The organism is Hymenobacter segetis (assembly GCF_038448715.1).
Classification (GTDB): domain Bacteria; phylum Bacteroidota; class Bacteroidia; order Cytophagales; family Hymenobacteraceae; genus Hymenobacter; species Hymenobacter segetis.
In genome coordinates, this window is the sequence record NZ_JBCEVZ010000084.1 from 1 (window position 1) to 18,661 (window position 18,661).

General features: G+C 57.9%; 20 protein-coding genes. 7 read left to right on the plus strand and 13 right to left on the minus strand.

Annotation, left to right across the window (positions count from 1 at the left end; translation table 11 throughout):
- Both AAFH49_RS20525 and AAFH49_RS20530 read left to right on the plus strand, forming a co-directional pair.
- A partial coding sequence (locus AAFH49_RS20525) for a hypothetical protein (protein WP_342301117.1) occupies positions 1 to 420 on the plus strand: 420 nt, incomplete at its 5' end.
- A 100-nt stretch (positions 421 to 520) separates the two neighbouring features.
- Positions 521 to 2,221, plus strand: a complete 1,701-nt coding sequence (locus AAFH49_RS20530) for a hypothetical protein (RefSeq protein ID WP_342301119.1) — start codon at positions 521 to 523, stop codon at positions 2,219 to 2,221.
- Positions 2,222 to 2,570: 349 nt separating this feature from the next.
- On the opposite strand, the gene AAFH49_RS20535 is transcribed toward AAFH49_RS20530, so the two are convergent.
- The 9 genes from AAFH49_RS20535 to AAFH49_RS20575 all read right to left on the minus strand — a co-directional run bounded on the left by AAFH49_RS20535 (position 2,571) and on the right by AAFH49_RS20575 (position 8,876).
- Positions 2,571 to 2,933, minus strand: a complete 363-nt coding sequence (locus AAFH49_RS20535) for a hypothetical protein (protein WP_342301121.1) — start codon at positions 2,931 to 2,933, stop codon at positions 2,571 to 2,573.
- Positions 2,903 to 5,227, minus strand: coding sequence for a type I DNA topoisomerase (topA, locus tag AAFH49_RS20540; RefSeq protein ID WP_342301123.1), 2,325 nt, complete (start codon positions 5,225 to 5,227; stop codon positions 2,903 to 2,905). The genes AAFH49_RS20535 and topA overlap by 31 nt, the downstream gene beginning before the upstream one ends.
- Positions 5,228 to 5,458: 231 nt before the next feature.
- A complete protein-coding gene (locus AAFH49_RS20545; RefSeq protein ID WP_342301125.1) occupies positions 5,459 to 6,250 on the minus strand; it encodes a glucose 1-dehydrogenase in 792 nt (263 codons plus the stop codon).
- A 327-nt stretch (positions 6,251 to 6,577) separates the two neighbouring features.
- On the minus strand, positions 6,578 to 6,892 hold the full coding sequence (locus tag AAFH49_RS20550; RefSeq protein ID WP_342301126.1) for a hypothetical protein: 315 nt from the start codon (positions 6,890 to 6,892) through the stop codon (positions 6,578 to 6,580).
- Between the two features lie 56 nt (positions 6,893 to 6,948).
- A complete protein-coding gene (locus AAFH49_RS20555) occupies positions 6,949 to 7,443 on the minus strand; it encodes a hypothetical protein (protein ID WP_342301129.1) in 495 nt (164 codons plus the stop codon).
- Positions 7,444 to 7,520: 77 nt separating this feature from the next.
- Positions 7,521 to 7,856, minus strand: coding sequence for a hypothetical protein (locus AAFH49_RS20560; RefSeq protein WP_342301131.1), 336 nt, complete (start codon positions 7,854 to 7,856; stop codon positions 7,521 to 7,523).
- A 28-nt stretch (positions 7,857 to 7,884) separates the two neighbouring features.
- The gene (locus AAFH49_RS20565) at positions 7,885 to 8,220 is read right to left on the minus strand and encodes a hypothetical protein (protein WP_342301132.1); all 336 of its coding nucleotides are present in this window, start codon (positions 8,218 to 8,220) and stop codon (positions 7,885 to 7,887) included.
- 10 nt (positions 8,221 to 8,230) lie between these two features.
- Positions 8,231 to 8,521, minus strand: coding sequence for a hypothetical protein (locus tag AAFH49_RS20570; RefSeq protein WP_342301134.1), 291 nt, complete (start codon positions 8,519 to 8,521; stop codon positions 8,231 to 8,233).
- A gap of 10 nt (positions 8,522 to 8,531) precedes the next feature.
- Complete coding sequence (locus AAFH49_RS20575) at positions 8,532 to 8,876, minus strand: hypothetical protein (RefSeq protein ID WP_342301136.1); 345 nt, start codon at positions 8,874 to 8,876, stop codon at positions 8,532 to 8,534.
- 1,194 nt (positions 8,877 to 10,070) lie between these two features.
- Between AAFH49_RS20575 and AAFH49_RS20580 the strand changes: the two genes are divergently transcribed.
- Positions 10,071 to 11,045 (plus strand): replication initiation protein, encoded by a 975-nt coding sequence (locus AAFH49_RS20580; RefSeq protein WP_342301138.1) that lies wholly within the window; start codon positions 10,071 to 10,073, stop codon positions 11,043 to 11,045.
- A 584-nt stretch (positions 11,046 to 11,629) separates the two neighbouring features.
- A complete protein-coding gene (locus AAFH49_RS20585; protein ID WP_342301140.1) occupies positions 11,630 to 12,493 on the plus strand; it encodes a sigma-70 family RNA polymerase sigma factor in 864 nt (287 codons plus the stop codon).
- 278 nt (positions 12,494 to 12,771) lie between these two features.
- Here AAFH49_RS20585 and AAFH49_RS20590 read toward each other — a convergent pair whose 3' ends face one another.
- The 3 genes from AAFH49_RS20590 to AAFH49_RS20600 all read right to left on the minus strand — a co-directional run bounded on the left by AAFH49_RS20590 (position 12,772) and on the right by AAFH49_RS20600 (position 15,743).
- The gene (locus tag AAFH49_RS20590; RefSeq protein ID WP_342301142.1) at positions 12,772 to 13,953 is read right to left on the minus strand and encodes a hypothetical protein; all 1,182 of its coding nucleotides are present in this window, start codon (positions 13,951 to 13,953) and stop codon (positions 12,772 to 12,774) included.
- A 41-nt stretch (positions 13,954 to 13,994) separates the two neighbouring features.
- Positions 13,995 to 14,414: a hypothetical protein gene (locus AAFH49_RS20595; protein WP_342301144.1), complete on the minus strand. Its 420-nt coding sequence runs from the start codon at positions 14,412 to 14,414 to the stop codon at positions 13,995 to 13,997.
- 417 nt (positions 14,415 to 14,831) lie between these two features.
- A complete protein-coding gene (locus tag AAFH49_RS20600; RefSeq protein ID WP_342301145.1) occupies positions 14,832 to 15,743 on the minus strand; it encodes an ArdC family protein in 912 nt (303 codons plus the stop codon).
- A gap of 424 nt (positions 15,744 to 16,167) precedes the next feature.
- Here AAFH49_RS20600 and AAFH49_RS20605 point away from each other — a divergent pair, with 424 nt between their 5' ends.
- From AAFH49_RS20605 to AAFH49_RS20615, 3 genes are read left to right on the plus strand one after another with little or no spacing between them, the layout of a single operon-like run.
- Positions 16,168 to 16,470: a hypothetical protein gene (locus tag AAFH49_RS20605; protein ID WP_342301147.1), complete on the plus strand. Its 303-nt coding sequence runs from the start codon at positions 16,168 to 16,170 to the stop codon at positions 16,468 to 16,470.
- Complete coding sequence (locus AAFH49_RS20610) at positions 16,467 to 17,252, plus strand: Fic family protein (RefSeq protein WP_342301149.1); 786 nt, start codon at positions 16,467 to 16,469, stop codon at positions 17,250 to 17,252. The genes AAFH49_RS20605 and AAFH49_RS20610 overlap by 4 nt, the downstream gene beginning before the upstream one ends.
- Positions 17,253 to 17,302: 50 nt before the next feature.
- Entirely contained in the window at positions 17,303 to 17,575 is a 273-nt protein-coding gene (locus tag AAFH49_RS20615; RefSeq protein WP_342301151.1) for a hypothetical protein, read from the plus strand.
- A gap of 705 nt (positions 17,576 to 18,280) precedes the next feature.
- Here AAFH49_RS20615 and AAFH49_RS20620 read toward each other — a convergent pair.
- Positions 18,281 to 18,661 (minus strand): hypothetical protein (locus AAFH49_RS20620; RefSeq protein WP_342301152.1); only part of this gene is annotated, 381 nt, incomplete at its 5' end.

Genomic DNA, 18,661 nt, shown 5'->3' on the forward strand with positions numbered 1-18,661 from the left:
TTGCTGAACACCCCCCGTACCGGAACCAGCCTCATTGCAGGTCGGATATTCGCGGTTTCTTTCTTCCTTTACAGGACAGTATCCCGCCTTCAGATGCCTGCAATATTATATCAACCGGCCGCTACGCCCCAGTCAGTATCAGACCAGGGATTGTGGACGCCCGGCCTGACGCCGGAATTCCAAGGCGCTGCAGACTTGGTGCCGGGTTTGTTACGCTGCAGCCCCAAACTGGTGGACGTCCTAGCGAATGGCCCTGGCTACATCGTCTACTCTGTATTCGATTGCGAAGACGAAATCAATCCGGCCGCAATGGAAGTGGTGGGAAAGCTGACCGGCCAGTCGTTTGATATTGAAAACGAAGACGAGATACTACGCGGACCGGTTCTGGTCGTCTTGGCCGGACACACACAGACCCCATAATTTGCTCGTGCTGCTTCCACCACTGGCCACCGAATACGGGTGCTTGGTGTAGTGACTGTGGTTCTGACGCTTACTTCTAAATACTTTCCCAGCCCGTACTATGCCCATGCCCGCAGAGATTCTGGAGTCAATGCTTGATTCTGAACTGGAAAAGTTCTCGGAGATAAGTGGCTTACCGGGAAGCGCTGTTGTCAACATAGTCAGGGAAATGGACATTGTTTACCTGTATCTGCGTGGCAGCGGACAGTTTGACGCTGCCTATACAGACTATTTTGAAACCATTCATCAGTATGGATGGCCACTGCTACTCCAAGCATGGTATTCAAAAATCGAGCAGTCCGAGTTCCAGCAAGTCCTGTACTCAAACAACGATATTACTGCCTGGGCCGACTCTGTCATTCACGCAACTGGTAAGCTTGCTTTTGCTCGGCAGCTGGTAATGTTCTGCAAAATGGGCTTTGCCTCAATCAGTCAGCCAATTGAAAGCGAGTTTGTATTCGCTACTACGGAATCCTATTCCAATGCTGAATTTTTTGACCTGCATGACTGGCAGTTTGTGCAGAAGCATATAGTCGGGCAGCTGACAAGCAAAAAAGCTGACAAGGACAGATTCGACGCTGACCGGGTCTACAAGCGGGTTATGCTCTCGGTTAAGAGCCCCGACAGACGAACCATTGCCTATCAGGCAACCCCTTACGTTACGGAATACTTCATTCAACAGGGCCGGCAGCACATTTTTCGCAAACAGGTCCACGACGATTTTGACGAAGCAGACCTGTTCGGGCAGGTACCTTATGGGGCCTACGTCACCATGGTCGAGTACCTGGCTGGTCTAGCGTTGCTCCATAAGGCGTTCTGTGAAGCGGCACACAAAAAATATGACCGCCTCGAACTGCGAAACATTATATCCTTATTCTGTTCCAGAGAAGGTGTTGTCGCCGACCTCGCCCGGTACCTGGGTCGTGCCGGGCAGGAGGTTAGCGGCATGCTGAACCATATCACGCTGAATAAAGACAATTACCAAGCTTACCTGTCAATTCCCCGCATAGCTCCGCCTCCTTTTGTTCAGGTTTCAGATTCGCAGCTACTGCGCTCGACCGCCGGATGCCTCAATAACCCTTTTCAGTTTCTGAACCATGAATTGAAAAGAACCTGCGAGCTGGATTACTCCAAAGCAGTGAACAACCGGGAGGACCGGTTCAGGAGAATGATATTTGGCTTCTTCACAGAGGACCGGTTCGTGCGTATTCCAGTTGAGATACGCATGTCTATTGACGGGCGCGAAACGGATATCGACGCGGTTGTCTTTGATAAAGCAACCAAGTCACTGGGGTTATTCCAGCTAAAATGGCAGGACCCGTTTGCCAACTCCATGCAAAAGCGGCGCAGTGTCATCAGCAACCTCCAGAAAAATGCCTTGAGCTGGCTTGACAAGGTGGTGACGTGGGTAGAGCGGAACGATGTGAAAACGACCCTCAACGCGCTGCAGATTACGCGGCATTCCCCGGCAGAAAATGCGATAGGCAACGTGTATTTCTTTATCATCGGTCGTCACAGTATTCATTTCACAGGGGTTGAGCAGGACGAGCGAGCCGCCTGGGGCTCTTGGCCACAATTACTGGCAGGAGCCGCTCGCATCACCAAGCAGGCGACAGAGTCCGACCCGATTCATCACATGCATAGTCACCTGAAGCACGATGCGCCACGATTGAGAATGGAGCGCGAAGGTTCTCCGGTACTGGCCGATTTCAACCTTCGGTTTGAGAACTTTCAGATAAGCCACCTAAGCCGCACTGAGTAGTACCCTCAGTTAAAGGGTTGGCACAATGTTGGCTGCATTTTTTATAATCGATTCGACGGATTTTGCCATTTACTATCCTGCTGCGGCATTAAAAAGCAGGCCTGCGGAGGCACGAATTCGTTGACTGTTTCAACTCTAGATGATTACATAGGAATGCTTTGACAAAAAAGCAGCATCAGGAGAGTCACAAAAAAGGGCATTACCAGCACCGAAAGCCCGAAAACACCTCGCATGCCGGGTGTGGGCCGCTCGAAGCTAATGCGCGGCGAGCTGCCGCTGGCCGCGCTATGCACGGCCAGCGGCAGCTTGATTGCAAGACTACGCTTGCTCCTTTATTAGATACGCACTCTCAGTCCGTAGATGTAAGACAGGCAAGTTGCGCCTGGAAGGTAGCCAGCGCCTCGCCATCCGGCAGCAAAAACCGCTGGCTAGGGCTATCCGGCGGAAACTGCAGCAACTCGTTCTGCACGTCGAGGCTACGCAGCAGCCGGTGCAGCAACCGGGGCTCTTCCTTCTTCAGGTTGCCGTTTTTCAGGTTGATGATGGTGGTGTAGGGAAACCTGTGCGCTTCGCAAAACGGCAGTAGCCCGCCCCGGGCAATCATCTTCAATCGGTTCTGGGCGTAGAGCAGCGCGTCCTGATAGGGCAAGGCTAGGCTCAGGTCGGGAAAGCTCAGGGGCGCTACTTCCGGCCCGCGTTTTTCTTCTTCCATGCTTTGTAGCTTTTAATCATTTCGGCGGCCTGCTCGGCCGTGGTGGCCCGGGCCTGCTCCTCTGTACAGTCGGGCTTAAACTTAGCTTTTACCTCCCCATCGGTGACGTAGAGGCCCCACTCGTTGCGGCCAATGGTATACTTGCCCACGGTGGCCAGCACGTTTTTGGCGGCCTCCGCCTGGGCTTTGATGAGGTAATTGACGGCCAGGGCCGGGGTAACGGCCGCGACCGTGATACCGGCCGGCACGTTGAAATACTGCTCGCGCCACTTCAGGTAAACGCCTTTCGGCCCCTGGCCTACCACCACCGGTTTGCCCTCGTGCTGGACCACCTCGCGAGGAGCCGACGCCCGGCGCTGAGCAATCAGGTTCTGGGCCTGCGCCTCGCTCAGCTGCGCAGAGCTGATGCTTTCGGGAAGGTTGTAGTATTTCTCATCATGCAGAATGTAGGGGCCATTTTTGCCGGTTCCCAGCAGCATCTCCGCGCCTTCGAAGTGGCCGATGAGGCGCTTTTGCAACTCGGACCGGTCCGGGGTGAGTTGGTCGGCAGCGACCACCCAGCCCAGCAGGTTCTGGTCGAACATCGGCACGAACTGCTGGTAGGTTTGCTGGCCCCGGGCAATCTTGTCGAACACGGCTTCGCAGCCGGCAGTGAACTTGTAGTCCATCACCTTGGGGAAGTTGCGCTCCAGAAACTCTGTGACCTGGGTGCCGGTGGCCGTGGGCAACAGCTTATCCTTATCGGCGCCCAGCGTCTCACTGCGCTGGCTGGTGGTCAACTGCCCGCCCTGCCAGGTTAGCACCTGCGCCGTAAGCTTCTTGCCCGCCACGCTGCCGGTGCTGATGTACTTGCGGGCGAAAATCGTGCGCAGGATGGACGCGTAGGTACTCGGGCGGCCAATGCCCTGCTTTTCCAGGTCCGCGACTAGGGTCGCCTCGTTATAGCGCTTGGCGGGCCGGGCAAAGCTCTGGCGCGCCTCCAGCTTTATTAGCGTCAGCGCCTCTCCCTCCTGCACCGGGTGTTTAAGCGTCATTTCCGCTTCGTCGTCGGGCTCCTCCCCTTCTTCCTCGGCGTCCTGATACACGACCAGGTAGCCGGCACGGGTGAGCACGCGGGTGGCACTGGTGTAGGTGTCGACGGCATCGGCCGCCGGGGCGATGGTTATCGTGGTGTGGTCGTACTGGGCAGCCAGCATCTGCGAGGCTAGGGCGCGGGTGTAAATTAGCCGGTAGAGCGCCTGCTCGTCGGGCGTGTCACCGGCGCTGGCCTGCTCCCAGTGGGTGGGGCGGATGGCTTCGTGGGCCTCCTGCGCGCCGTCCTTGTTCTTGGTCTGGCGGGCCTGGAACTGGCCGGCCCCAAACTGCGCCGTAATCTGCGCCTGGGCCTGCTGGGTGGCCTCCTCGCCCAGGTTCACGCTGTCGGTGCGGATGTAGGTGATGTGGCCGCCCTCAAACAGCTTCTGGGCCAGGTCCGACACCTTCTGCACGGTAAACCGGAGCTTTTTCACGCCCTCCTGCTGCAGCGTCGAGGTGGAGAACGCCGGCGCGGGCTGGCGCTCTACCGGTTTTTTCTCCACGTTCAGTACGCCAAAGCCCGCGCCGTGGCCGACCGGCGGCAAATACACCTGCGCTTGGTCGAGCGCGGTGAAGGGTGGGGCCGTGCGACGGGCCCGCAGCTGCTCGCCGTGGCTGGTCTGCAGGGTGGCCACCACCGGTACGGTGAACGTGTCCGTAAACTGCTGAATCTGCCGCTCCCGCTCCACCACCAGGCGCACGGCCACCGACTGCACCCGGCCGGCCGAGAGGCCCACCGCCAGCTTGCGGTTCAGCACGGGGCTGATGGTAAAGCCAACTAATCTATCCACAGCCCGGCGGCCCTCCTGGGCGTGCACCAGGTGTAGGTCCACCGTCGTGGGCGCGGCCAGCGCGGCCCTGATGGCCTTCTCGGTGATTTCCTGGAAGGCAATGCGCTTGGTCGTGCGCGGGTCCAGGCCCAGCACCTCGCAGAGGTGGAACGCAATGGCCTCGCCTTCGCGGTCGGGGTCGGTGGCCAGATACACGCCCTGGGGGCCGGCAGCTTTGGCCAGGCGGCGCAGGTTGGCGACCACGGCCTTTTTGTCGTCGCTGATGACGTACTTCAGGGCGTGGCCGTGCTCGCGGTCAATGCCAATGTCGCCCCCGCCCACGGGCAAATCCCGGATGTGGCCGACTGACGCGGCCACCTCATATTCGGGCCCCGCGTAGCCCTTGATTTTCTTAATCTTGTTGGGGCTTTCGACAATTATAAGCTTCATGCTGCGTGGCTAGTACGCAGCGAAACTACCAAGCCCGGTTAGCCCTTCGGAGAAAAAAGGACGAGTGGTAAAAAGTCGGGGGTGAAGTGCGGAAACTGGCTACGAATGGTCGCGAAGCTGCTGCCTGAGCTAGGCGTTTCCTGACTAAAAGCTAGCCGAACCTTATTCGCGCAGCGCGGGACCACCGAACGCGAGCGCCCGTCCGGCCGGGCCGAACGGGCGCTCGCCGGGTTAGCTGTTGCCGTACATATTCGACTCGCCCCCGTCGATGGCAATGGTCTGGCCGTTGAGGTAGGAGGCCTCGTCGCTGAGCAGGAAGGCCACCACTCTGGCTACTTCCTCGGGCAGGCCCAGGCGCTTGGTGGGGTTGCGCTGGGCGTATTCGGTTTCGGCCTGCTTGGGGTCGGCCGGGTTCACCTGTTTGAAGGCGCCGGCCACCATCGGCGTGAGGATGGCGCCCGGGGCAATGGCGTTGGTGATAATGCCGTAGCGCCCGTACTCCAGGGCGGCGTTTTTCGTCATGCCCGACACGGCGTGCTTGCTGGCCACGTAGGGCATCTGGTTGAGCACCCCGCGGATGCCGCCCACCGAGGCCACGTTCACAATGCGCCCGTATTGCTGGGCCTGCATGACGGGCAGCACGTAGCGCAGCCCGTAGTACACGCCCATCAGGTTGATGTCGATGACTTTCTTGAACACGTCGATGTCGTAGTCCACGATGCTGGCCTGCTTGCCCTCGATGCCGGCGTTGTTATAAAGGCCGTCGATGCGCCCGAAGGCCTTGACCGCTTCGTCGACGTAGTGCTTGACGGCCGCTTCCTGCGATACATCGGCCACGACGGTGACCAGGCGGGCCGCCGGCGTTTGGGCGGCAATCTCCTGTTGGGCCTTGGTTAAGCTGGCCTGGTTGTAGTCGACCAGCACGAGGTTGGCCCCGCGGGCGGCGAGTTCTTTGGCCGCGGCCAGGCCCAGGCCCATGGCGGCCCCGGTGATGATGATGCTTTTCTCTTGAAACTGGCTCATAAAAAACGGTAAATGGTGAACGGCGAGGCGGGCCGGCTTGGCCCGTCAGTACCTCCCGGCCGCTTACAGCGGGCCGGAGCACCTTTTCAAAAGCCCGTTTTCCAGGATTTGTTTGGCCCGTATAGCTCAAGGGTTAGCTCGACAGTCATCTTCCCACCAACTGTTTAACGCATTGCTCCTGGTTGCCGGGGAGCGCCTCTAGTGAACTCTGGAACCCTAGGCGGCAGGCCAACAAGGTCCTGTGCGCGCAGTAGTTGCCCGGCCCCCACTTATCCGCACCAGGTACCCAATTGCAAAAAATAACCTGCGTCGCGTCCTCAGTCAGGCTTACCCGGCGTCGGGCTGATTCTTCTTGAAGCGCGGGCGGCCCAGCGCCGGCGCGGGCGGCTCCACGGGATTGTCCATCTGCTTCTGGGCCAGCTTGGTCATGGTGAGCAGGTCGGATTTAGCCAGTTCGGCCACCTTCACCAGCTCATCCAGCGTGAAGCTGCCGGGCTTGGACATGCGCACGTTGAGCGTGTTGTGCGAGATGCCGATGTGCCGGGCCGTATCGCTGCGCATGCCCAGGGCGTGAATCAGTTCGGCCAGCGAATTATAGGAACTTGGTTTAAGCATAGCCGGGGCCGCAAAGAGGTCTAACACGAGCAAAGATTAGTCAATTTTTGCAACATTACGGCCCCCGCCGCCCCGTAGTTCGGCTACTCAAAAAAGCTGGGCGCCTGATAGCGGACAATCTCCGCTCCGTCCGGCTCAGTGATGCGGTCGAGGAACACCAGCACATTGCCGTCGCGGGCCTCGCGCTCGTCGGCCCGCTGCCAGATGGAGTAGAGCTCGGAGTAGGGGAAGAAATTCATCTGGTCGAAACCGCTGGCGAAGCCCTGCACCATTTCCTCGACCTGTTCGCGCTGCTCGTGGGAAACGTCATTGTACACCCAGCGCAGAAACTCTGCCGTGTCGGCCGGCAGGTCGAAGTAAGCCACCGTCTGCGGTACGGTGTGGCTGCCCATGTAGAGCAGCAGCTCCCAGAGCCGGTAGTGATTTTTTTCTCGCTGCCAGTATTCCACGATGTCCCGACGCCCAGTCCCCACGGCCTGCCCGGCAAACTTCATCGTGCCGGGGTCCGCCTCAAGGGCTTTGCGAAAGCCATAATCGGTGGCCCAGTCTTTTTTCGTGAGGCTCTGAAAGTTGTACATGCCGGGGTGTAGTGGTCAAGCGTTGGAGAGGCAAGTTAAGGCAAAGCCGGAACTGAAAAACCACTTTTTATAAGCGCCTATTCTAGCCTCAAGGTGGGTAAAGGGATATCCCACTCGCGGTAGGCGGTGGTATAGCGGTCGGCCACGATGGCCAGGCGCTCGGACTGGTCGTCGCGTTTTATCCAGACGTGCGAGCTGCCGCAGTGCACGCGGTAGCCGGGACCCAGCAGCTGGCGGGCAGCATCGGCAAACTCGCGCAGGTCGGTCGTGTCCGGCGCGGCCTCAATAAGCTGCCGCAACTGCTCCAGGCGCTGCGCTTCGGGGGAGTCGGCCGGTTGCTGTTCAACGGCTAGGTAAGCCAGCTGCGGGGCGAAAACGGGGCTATTCTGAGAGGGCTGAGTGGTCGGAGGCATGGCAAAAAGAACAAAAGGGAGAAAATGGCTACCTAACGGGTGGTTCAGAACTGGCCAGCTCCCGCGCGAGCAGTAGTACCCGGGCGTTGTGGAAGGCCTGGCCGAACACGCCGCGCTGGTAGTCGCGGGCCAGCTGGCCCACGTTGGCAAACTCGTAGCGCAGGCCCGTATCGCCCAAAGGCTGCAAAAACTGGTCGGCCTCCTCGGCGCTGAAGCCGCTCAGGTCACGGCCGTCGCTGAGCAGCAGCTGCACGCCGGGGCGCTCGTGGCGGCCCCGCTCGTAAGTGGTGTAAATCAGGCCCACGGCCCGCTCCCGGGCGTAATACACGGCATCGCCAACAACTAAATCATGGAGCTGGGGCATGGTAGCAGGGTTAAAGTAGCAGGAGAGAAAACTGACCGCCCTGGTCCTCGCGGGTAGCCCGTAGCGCCTCACGGCCGATGGGGCGCACCGCCCGCACCAAGGCACTGAGCACGTCGAAATCAGGCTGGGTATTGATGTGGAGCCCGAGCCGCTGGGCTACTTCGGCAGTCAGGCCGTCGCTGTCCAGGCCTCTGCCCAACTGCTGCATCAGCATTTCCACGTCGGTGATGGCGGCAATAACCCGGCTGCGGTACTGGTTCCAGCCCGGGTGGGTGATGGTAGGGGCTTCGCTGGCACGCATCAGGCAGGGGCTAAAGGTGGGTATCGTAGCCCGTGACCGAAGTGAACAGGGCCGGCAAGTCCTCCCCGTACACCATTTCAAACGTCTGCTGGTTGGTGATAACCGGCTCCCAGTCGACCAGCTTCTGGTGGTAAAATTCCACCTTGTAGGTGTCGGTGGGCATGAGGGTAATTTTCAGGCGGTTCACCCGGGCCTGGTTGTCGCGCAGGTCCATGCGCAGCCAGGGATTGGGGTTGCTGGCCGTCCGTCCGGCGGCCATGAGCTTATCGGCCCCGGTTATCACCAGGAAGCGACGTCCTCCCAATTGTGATAAGATGGTATAAGCTTCTTCGACGATTTCGGGTTTGGCGCTCATAAACGGCTTTTTTAGTGCGTTGCTGATACTTATTAAACGTGAAATCAATTATTAATGTTTCAATTTTATTTAAATTATATTATCAATTATTGACTAATTAGTGGTGTAAGCAGGCTCTCTGAATAACTTTTCCCCTCTCGTTTTTTTGGAAATCCAGCCCGGTACTGGCCACTGGCCGGGTGCTTATGCGTTCAGTCGGTCCGGTCTTGCCGTTTTAAACTGCTGGTCTATGCTACCCTGTACAGGGCTTTGGTGGCTAGCTATTTGTCTTCGCCTTGGTAACAGCCCGGTTGCCGCCTCGCAAGTATGTCCACGCAGCTCATGCTCGTCCGGGCGGTTCGATATGGGCCTAGGAAGAGGTGTTCCCGTCGCTCAAGGAAAGTAGGTAGTGAGTGAAGTCCTGAATATCTTCGTTTCTGGCGCTTAAACCACACTTTTGGCTTATAAAACCTTTCCCTTAGTACAGTATAAGCTGCGCGAAAAGTTGGGTAAATGTTCGCAATCGGCTTATAAAACCTTTCTTTTAGCTTACTCAAAGGTTAGTGAAAACCTATTGGCAGGCTTATAAAACCTTTCTTTTCGAAGATGAATCGTGCCTAGTGCCTCAGCTGCGGAGGAATTGACGGCCGTGAGCAAGTCATCAATGGGCCAGTGGGAGACTTATAAAACCTTTCCTTTCGTCATTGTTATCTCCTGCTCTCAGGCAGTTGGTATCTTTATAGAAGGGTTTAAAGCTGCTTCAGAAGGGCTGTTCAAATGCCAAAGGATGCCCTCTACTTTATTTGTATCATATTTAATATAAATAAAGTACAATCACTGTTTTTTAATGGGTGGGCATCCGATTTTGTTGTTTTCTGTTTTGGTCCCCGGCCCACCCGCCGTCAGACCTTTTAAAAGCCTTTTTTTGTCCTCGTCACAAGCTTGTGAGATTTGTTAGTTATTTGTCTTATTTGTAGGGCTTGTAACGTGTTGATTTTCATGGCCTATGGAGGCACTTAGGAAAGGTTTTATAAGTCAAAGGAAAGGTTTTATAAGTCTAAAGGGAAGGGATTATAAGCGAAGGGAAAGGTTTTATAAGTCCAGAGGAAAGGTTTTATAAGTGAAAAGAAAGAACCTTAAGGGAAAACTTTCTTTTAGTCTTTCCTTTTGACATCTCGTTGTTATCTTCGCCTATACTACCACTTTCCCACCCCCATGCAAGGTCTTGATACTGCGGCTGCTATAGCCAATTCCACCGGGCTCGAAATTCGACAGCACAACGCCATCACGACGGCGCGCTACGAGATGACCGCCTGCGAGATGGACATCGTGTTCTACCTCCTCTCGCTCCTAAAGAAAGAAGACCGCATTGGCACCTTCTACCGGGTGAAAGTACTGGACCTTCAGCATCTCACCGGCCGGCAGTGGAACTACCAGCAGTTTCTGGAAGCTACGTCGGCCTTGCGTACCCGGGAATACGTGATTGAAGACAACAAGCGCATTCTGCAGGTGGGCCTGCTGGCCTCGGCGGAGTACATGAAGGGTGAGGGCGTCATCGAGTTGGAAATCTCGGAGAAGATTCGCCCGTATCTCATCGACTTAAAGCGCAACTTCACGTCCTTTCGTTTGCAGGCGGCTTTTAGCCTGAGCAGCAAGTACGCCAAGCGCATCTACCAGATTGCCTCGCAGTGGAAAGACAAATCCGAAACCCGCACCTTCACGCTGCACGACCTTAAGGTGATGCTGGCGCTGAAAGACCCCAAGGGGGTTGAGCCGGAGCAGTACACCAAGGTGTCCATGTTCCAGAAGTACGTGCTCGACGTGGCGGTGACACAAATCAACCAGAATACGGACCTGCACATCGGCTACGAGCTCATCAAAAAGGGCCGCTCCTTCGAGAGTATCCGCTTTCAAATCAAGCAGCAGGAGCCTCATCAGCTGCCCCTGCCATTCGAGCAGCCCCTGGATGACTCCCGGCTGCAGATGGCACGGCAGCGGCTGGCGGAGCTCGATATCCGGGACACCCGGCTGATTGAGCAGATTCTCGGCGAAGCGCGCATGGTGGATGAGCTTTTTGCCTTCTGCTACAAGCTCAAAACGGGTAAGGTGAAAGCATCTACTAATCCTGGGGGACTGTTTTTAACTGTGGTGGGGCTTCGCAAATCTCAAGCGGCACCCGTCAAAAAGTAACCGCGACAGTATAAAGACTAGTACATGTGGAGCCTGCTCTGGCAAAAGCTCATATTCGGGGTGATTAAGAGTAAAAAACAGTACAAAATGTTAATGATTTTTATGCCTTTTTTGACTATTAATCAGTTAGTTAAGGCTGAATTCCAGCGCGGTTTCTTCACACTCCCTTATGCCGGTACTAGACCGTACTTACCAGTGGCTTCGGGCGCAACCTGAGGCACTCATTGAGTCAGGAAGAATGCGGTAATACCCGGCAAGGCCGGCCAGAAAGCAATTTCTGGCCGGCCTTTTTTGCCTGAAGGCTCATGGTTTAGTGCCTTGGCTCCAAGGTAACCGGGGGCACATTGCCATTGACGCCGAAGGCCAAGGAGTGCCTGCTGGTGTCAACCCGGCTACTTCTCAACGACGATTTTTCCTCTTAGCGCCGCCTCCAGCTCGAAACGTGAAAGTGCCCCGGTTTACCCTCGTCGTGAACCTTTCTGCCGCTCAGCATCTTGATACCCGTTGGGCCCAGCCTTATCGCCAAGCGCCGGGGGCTGGGCCTTACACCCCTTTGAAACCAAAACAAGTAGCAGCGTTACCGCATGAGACAGCTTAAAATCAGCAAGCAGATTACCAACCGCGAAAGCCAGTCACTCGACAAGTATCTTCAGGAGATTAGCAAGGTGAGCATGGTGTCGATAGACGAGGAAGTCGAGCTGGCTCAGCGCATCCGCGAGGGCGACCAGATGGCCCTCGAAAAGCTGACCAAAGCCAACCTGCGTTTCGTCGTCTCGGTGTCCAAGCAGTACCAGAACCAGGGCCTGACCCTGGGCGACCTCATCAACGAGGGCAACCTGGGGCTGATTAAAGCCGCCAAGCGCTTCGATGAGACGAAAGGGTTCAAGTTCATCTCCTACGCCGTGTGGTGGATTCGCCAGAGCATCCTGCAGGCCCTGGCCGAGCAGAGTCGCATCGTGCGCCTGCCCCTGAACCGGGTGGGCTCGCTCAACAAAATCAGCCGCTCGTTCTCGGAGCTGGAGCAGAAGTTCGAGCGCGAGCCCTCGGCCGACGAGATTGCCGAGCTGCTGGAGCTGAGCACCTCTGAGGTGGCGGACACGCTCAAAATCGGGGGGCGCCACGTCTCGATGGATGCGCCCTTTGTGCAGGGCGAGGAAAACCGCCTGCTCGACGTGATGGTGAATGCGGACGCCGAAAGCCCCGATGCCGGCTTGCTAGACGACTCCCTGCGCCGGGAGGTTCAGCGGGCCCTCTCGACCCTGACCCTGCGCGAGGCGGATGTCGTGACGCTCCACTTCGGGCTGAATGGGCACACGGCGCGAACGCTGGAGGAGATTGGTGAGCAATTTAGCCTAACCCGCGAGCGGGTGCGGCAGATTAAGGAAAAGGCCATTCGACGCCTCAAGCACACCACGCGCTCGAAGGCCCTCAAGCCGTACCTGGCCTAGCCGCGGCGGTCTACCTGATGGCCCGCTTCAGTAGTAGGGGTGTTGTTAAACATCACGCTGGTTTTTCCTTTTGTCGGCGGCCACCGGTCCCCAAATGAAAGCGCCCCGGCCAGCTGACCGGGGCGCTTTCGTTAAGTACTCAGGCGGGCGGGGATACCGGCCCTGGCGCATTCTCCACGCCCACTGGCTGCCGCACGGTGGGCGTGGGCGCTGAAAACCGTGAGCATCAGCTAGTCGCGCTGCTCGTCGGCCGGGTACTCCGGGTAGTCGGTGCTATCCTAGTTGTCGGCCAGCTCGTCGCATTCCTGGGGCGGGTACTCCGGAATCCAGTCGCCGTGCTCAGCCGGCGCAGGCTCCTGGCCGTTGGGCGTGAAGTCGAATGAATACCGCTCCTGCACCTCGGCCAGCGTTAGCGGGGTCAGTGTTGGATAGTTCGGGCCGTAGTGAAAGCGGGGCTCGATTTCCACGTAGTACTGCCCGCTGGGCTGCTGCCAAAGCGTTACCCGGCCGTTGCCCTCCCCTTCCCCGGGCGTGACCCGCCGGCCGGAAATGTAGGCATAGCTGTCCAGCGGCAGTTGGCCCAAGTCAAGCTCTAGGCGCTCCCAAGGGCACTCCCCGCTGCCCCCCATTTCTTCCTCGAACGCAACCCAGGTTCGCCACTCGTTTTTCTCCACGATGCGGCCCCGGTACTGCGCCCCCTGCTGCTTCATTTCCTCGGCTAAGGCGCTGAGCGTGTCGTACTGCTCGAACGTGTACGGTTCGCGGCCGGGGATTCGGAATGGTCCGGAAAACTGCGCGGTCAGATAGTCCACCTGGTCGGCCGTACCGGCGCGAAGGGCGAAAAGCTGCGGCTCCTTGCGCTCGTGGCTGTTCTCGTGAACCTCTAGGTAACGGTGCTCGGGAATCTCCTGCCAATTGGCCGGGTCGGCCAGCTGGGCCGCGTCCTGCCGGTCTGTGCCGGTGAAAGCTTCTACCTCATAAAAGCCGTAGTAGTCGGCCAGTCCTCCGTACACCACGGTAATGCGGCCGGTGTGAAGGTTGCGGTAGTAAAGCGGGGCCGAAATCACCCGGTAGTCCTGCGAGATGATTTCTACCACTTCGGGCACTTGGGCGGGGGCCGCTGGACCGGGCATGTAGGGCTCCAACTCCCGGCCGAAAAAATGCCCCAGCGTTACGCCTGAACCCCGTAGGTGCTCCGGCATCGTGTCTGGCTGGCAAAGGACGCCTAGCCAGCCCTCGCCGTGAAAGTACGCTTTCACTTCGGCCGGTCCGATGCCGTTCAGGTAGATGTGAACCCGGGCACTGATGGTGGGCACCTCGCCGCTGCCGGACCATTGGAGGCCAGCCGGTAAACCGGTTCGGGAGAGGAATCCTACCCACTGCGGGCACTGCTGCGGGTCACCGGCCCAATCAAAGGAGCTAAGTCGGGGCTGCTTGGCGGCGGGGGCTGGGGTTATCATATCGAATGGGAAAAGGGAGTAGTGAAAAGAAGAGCCGGGGACTAGGCGGCAAGGGCTAACTGGCTGCCGAATACCACGCCGGCGCGGGGGCTGCTGCGCATCCGGCGGCTGGCGGACTTGGCGTAGTGAGTAGTTTCAGTTACCAGTCCCAAAAAGCCGGCGGCATGGGTGTAGCCCTTCACCTCGGCCCGCTCCTGGTGGCCGTCGCGGTTCACCGTTACCGTGGCCCCTACCGCTGGCACGGGCTGCTGGGCCGACCAATGCAGCCCACCGGGCAGCATAGTTAAGCGGGGCGCGGCCTCGAACTCGGGCACCGGGTTGGTCAGCTGCGCAGCGGCATCCTGACGGGCTTGCCAGGCATCCTCGCGGGCCTGACGTTTGGCGGCGTTGGCAGCGCGGAGCCGGGCGAGGCGAGCAGCGGGAATGCGACGGGCGGGGCGGAAAGTGGCGGGGGCGTTCATACTGGAAAACGGGTTTGAGGTGAAAAGTGCGGCTAGAACCACGGGGCGGCTTCCCATGCTGCGAGCTCAGCGGCGGATACTACCGGAGGTGCGCTAGGCGCTTCGTCGGCGGGGTCAAATCGGTCGGCCCAAACCTCGCCGGGGGCTAAATCAAAAGATTCGTCAACCATTGATAAATAGCTGTTTTATAGTTCGTTGCTTATACCTATAAAACGCAAATCCAGCAATAATATTTCAATTTTATTTAAATTATAGTGATAATTATTGATTGTTTAAGTTGAGTACGGCGATAGTATTACGGTCGAATTTTTCCCTCTTGTATAGCTTTAACAATTGCTTTTTTGCAATTGCAATTTCCTTTTGTTGCCTGCCCCCGTGGCCGCCCGACGGAATAGCTCCACCGGGCGGTTGTTGGCCTTACTGCGGAGTGGCTTCGGCTCTGGGGGCTTCCTCCGCTTCGTAGCTGGGCACGATGCCCAGAATGTGGTTGGCGGCTTTCTGGCCCTGACTGGCTGCCGAAATAATCAACTGCTTGTCGTTGCGCAGGGCTTGCAGCCAGTTGGCTAAGTAGCTGGCGCTGCTGGGCTCGGTGCGGGTTAAGTCCAGCCCGGCCGCGTGGCTAAGGAACGAGGCCCCCAACTCGGCCACCAGCTCTTCCTTGGCGTAGGTTTCGCTGCCAAAGGCTGCTAATTCGGTGAGCGTGGCCCGGTCCAGCCGCTTGGCGTGGCCGGTGGAATGAGTCAACTCGTGAAACAGGGTGTGGTAGTAGTCTTCGGCCGTGTGGAAGTCGCTGGCCTCGGGCATGGTCACGGTGTCGGTGCTGGTGCGGTACATGGCTTCACTGCCTTTATGCAGCACCCGGGGACCACCCACGTAGCCGGCCAGCACCTGCTCGGCGGCCTGCTCGGGCGTGTGCTCACGGCTGGGCAGCGCGGGAAACGTCCACGCCACCCCATCAATCTGGGCCACGTTGAACACCGTGGAGTATTTCAGGAAAGCCTTTTTCTTCTCCTCGCCCTTGCCGTCCTCCTTCTTGGTCACGGTGAAGAAGACCACCGGCATGCCCTTCTCGCCCCGGCGCACCTGCCCGCCCAGCTCCTTGGCTTGGTTGTAGGTCAGGAAATACGGGTGCTCATACTCCAGCATCCCCAACAGCAGGGCATTTACGCCCTGATACACATGCTTGCTACGGTAGTTGCGGGGCGCGCCGTGGGCGGCGTTCCACGGCTGCTTCCACGGGGTCACGCCGTTCTCCAACGCCAGAATAATGCGGTTGGTGATGATTTCGTAAACGTCGGGGCGGGGAGCAAAAGGAGCGGGCTTTTTCATGAATTAACAGGTTGGTTTTATGCTTGCTGCTTATACTATTTAAACGCAAAAACCTGCATTAATGTTTCAATAATATGTAAATTAAAGTGTCAATTATTGATTATTATACCCTTGTATTTGGCACGGATTCTGATTTTTCCCTTTTGTTCTTTATTGCTCATCTCAGGTATTATTCGTCCGGTACTCATTGACGCGGCTGTGAATTGGTCGCCCGGCTTTTTCCTTTGGTTCGCGAAAGGGATGGCAGGGGTTCAGTCCGCAGGACCGCAGGCACCGCCGGAGCGCCGCACAGCCCGGCCCGGAGGGATTCGCCCAACTGCCTACCCCTGCTAAAGCGGCTACTCCATCGCTCAGCATGGGCATTAGCCGTGGATTTGCTACTTTTGGTAACGCTTTCAGCCGCCTGCTCACTTTCCTTCAATCCATGACATCTGCCAGCCAAGCTGCTTATCAGGCCCTACGGGATTACCTGAACTCGCTGCTCAGCCCCACCCACCCCGACCAGGCGCTGGTGGAGGTGCCGTCGGCGCTGCGCCCAAGCCTGGAAGCTTTTATGCGCGGCAAAACCGAGTACCAGGATGAGGCGGGACGGCGCATGATTTACGCCCACGACCTGGCCGCCTGGGCCGGCGACCTGATTCACGGTGCGGGCCTAATCACGCCCCTGCCCCTGGCTACGGTGGACGTGGCGGCGCTGCGGGCGGCCACCCTGCGGCAGGCTGCATGACGTGGGCCGAGATTGAACGCCTGACCGGACTGGTACAGCAGTTGCCTCCGGTGCGCCAGCAAACGAGCCAGCAGCTTAGTCAGGTGATGGTTTCGGCGCACTCCACCATGATTGAGGGCTCCCGGGTGACGGTGCTCGAAGCAATGGATTTTCTACTGGGCGAGTCCCCCATCCTGGGACCGGGCAAGCCCCTGGAGGGCTACGACATGCTGGGCGACCACGCCCGCGCCCTCGACCTGGCCTTGGAGCGGGCCGACGCGCAGCAGCTGCCCGGCCCGGCCTTCCTGCGGGAACTGGCAGGGTCTGTCATGCGCAGCACCGGCCGGCTCATTAACACGGCTTTGGGCACCGTGGACCCCACGCAGGGCGACCTGCGCCGCAACAACGTGTTTATCGTCGGGGCCAGCTCGTTTCCCAATGCGCAAAAGGTGCCGGCCCTGGTCGCGGCTCTGGTGGGGGAACTGCGCGAGCGGATGCCGGCGGCCGCCACCCTGCGCGAGCAGTTGGAGCTAGCCTTCGAGGCCCACCAGCGGCTGGTGAGTATTCACCCCTTCAACGACGGCAACGGGCGCACTTCCCGACTGCTCATGAACTACGTGCAGCGCTACTATGGCCAGCCGTTGACCATCGTGTTTCGGGAAGACCGCCAAGCGTATTTCGAGGCGCTGGAGCAAAGCCGAGTGGCGGAGGATTTAGCGGTATTCATTGATTTCATGCTAGGTCAGCACGGTAAGTCGCTGGCGTATCAGCTTTCGGCAGCTCCGCCCCCTGCTCATTCCTGATGGCTACAGCCAGCAATGGCTGTTTCTTACTCACCAACTTTATCCTTCGTATGTCCACGGCCAAAGTAGAACTAACGCTTACCCCCGAAGGTCGTCACCTGGCTTTCTCCAAAGAAATGCTTGAAGTAGCTCACGTATTCCGCCGCGCTGGTGGGGAAGGCAGCCCATGGCAGCGCGTGGCCATCAATGCCCGTTCGCCCTACCTCGACACGGATGTTTTTGCACCCGGCACCCACCTGGAATACTATGTGCAGTACGAAACTCAGCAGGGTTCACCCGAAGAACGCAGCCACATTGTGGGTACTACCACGGGCCTATTATAGCTTAGAGTGGGGGCAGCCTGCCTGTTGGGAAGGTATTATTAGCCTTTGTTAAAAGGTTTGTCCAAAATTCGCGTTTGCAATTCCTAAACCCTTCCCCGCAAGTACTTTCGGTTTCTATACATTTGGCTCATTAGACTGGGTCAGAAACCACGGCTCAACTACTAATAGACTAGCCTACCGGCCCTCGATTGTCACTGTTATTCAATTGCTTACTAGAGGGCAGAACTTAGCACAGTACTAGGCCCAGTATGGCGTGCCTTTCTGGGCCCACTGCTGCAGAGCCAATGCACGTTGACAAGTTCGCCTGATGGGCTTCCGTTCAACCTTGCACCAAACTTTTAACCAAATCCAGCAATTAAACCTCACCTACATCAGCCATCGGCCGCGCAAGCAGGACACTCTACCACTACGGCAGCCAATAAGCATAGCAGCCCTTACCTGAGGGCGTGATTGCCGCACCGCCGGCCCAACGGATTGGTGTGCGGTCGTAGCCATTTTGAGCAGCTGTTAGCCCGACTGCTGACGCAAGTACCCGGGCTTATTCGTCAACCATAAACTGGAATACTGCCGGCTTCAGCACGTATTGACCAATGTGTGGCACCATCTACAGGCCAAATACTATGCTGCGGGCCTCTAGAATGTGCTCAACCAATCGCAGGCTGTGTCGAAGCTACTACCCAGTTCCGCTTCAACAGCTGCGGATGGCTATTGCGGCGACAGATTGCGGATAATGGTTTTCTTTTTCCCCTGAAAGACCACCAGCACCGAATCACGGAATATCTTCGTCAGCACGATACCTTGTCGCTCGTCGCCAGCTTTGAGCATGGCCTCTTTCTCATCAATTGCCAGTAGCGCAATCCGGGTATTTTGCCGGGTATTGTTGATAGAGCCCATGTACTTGAGGGAGGGCCACACGACGGGAGGAACCGGTACGGCGGGCGCTGCCACCGGAAAATTAAGCGCCCGCCCTGGAGCGGGGGTGGCGGCTCGTATGGGGCTATTCACTGGTCCGGCCACCCCTACCGAAAGGGGCGGGTTTATCTTCCCGCCTTTGAACGGGTCGACGTAATTCAGCAGCAATTTTGG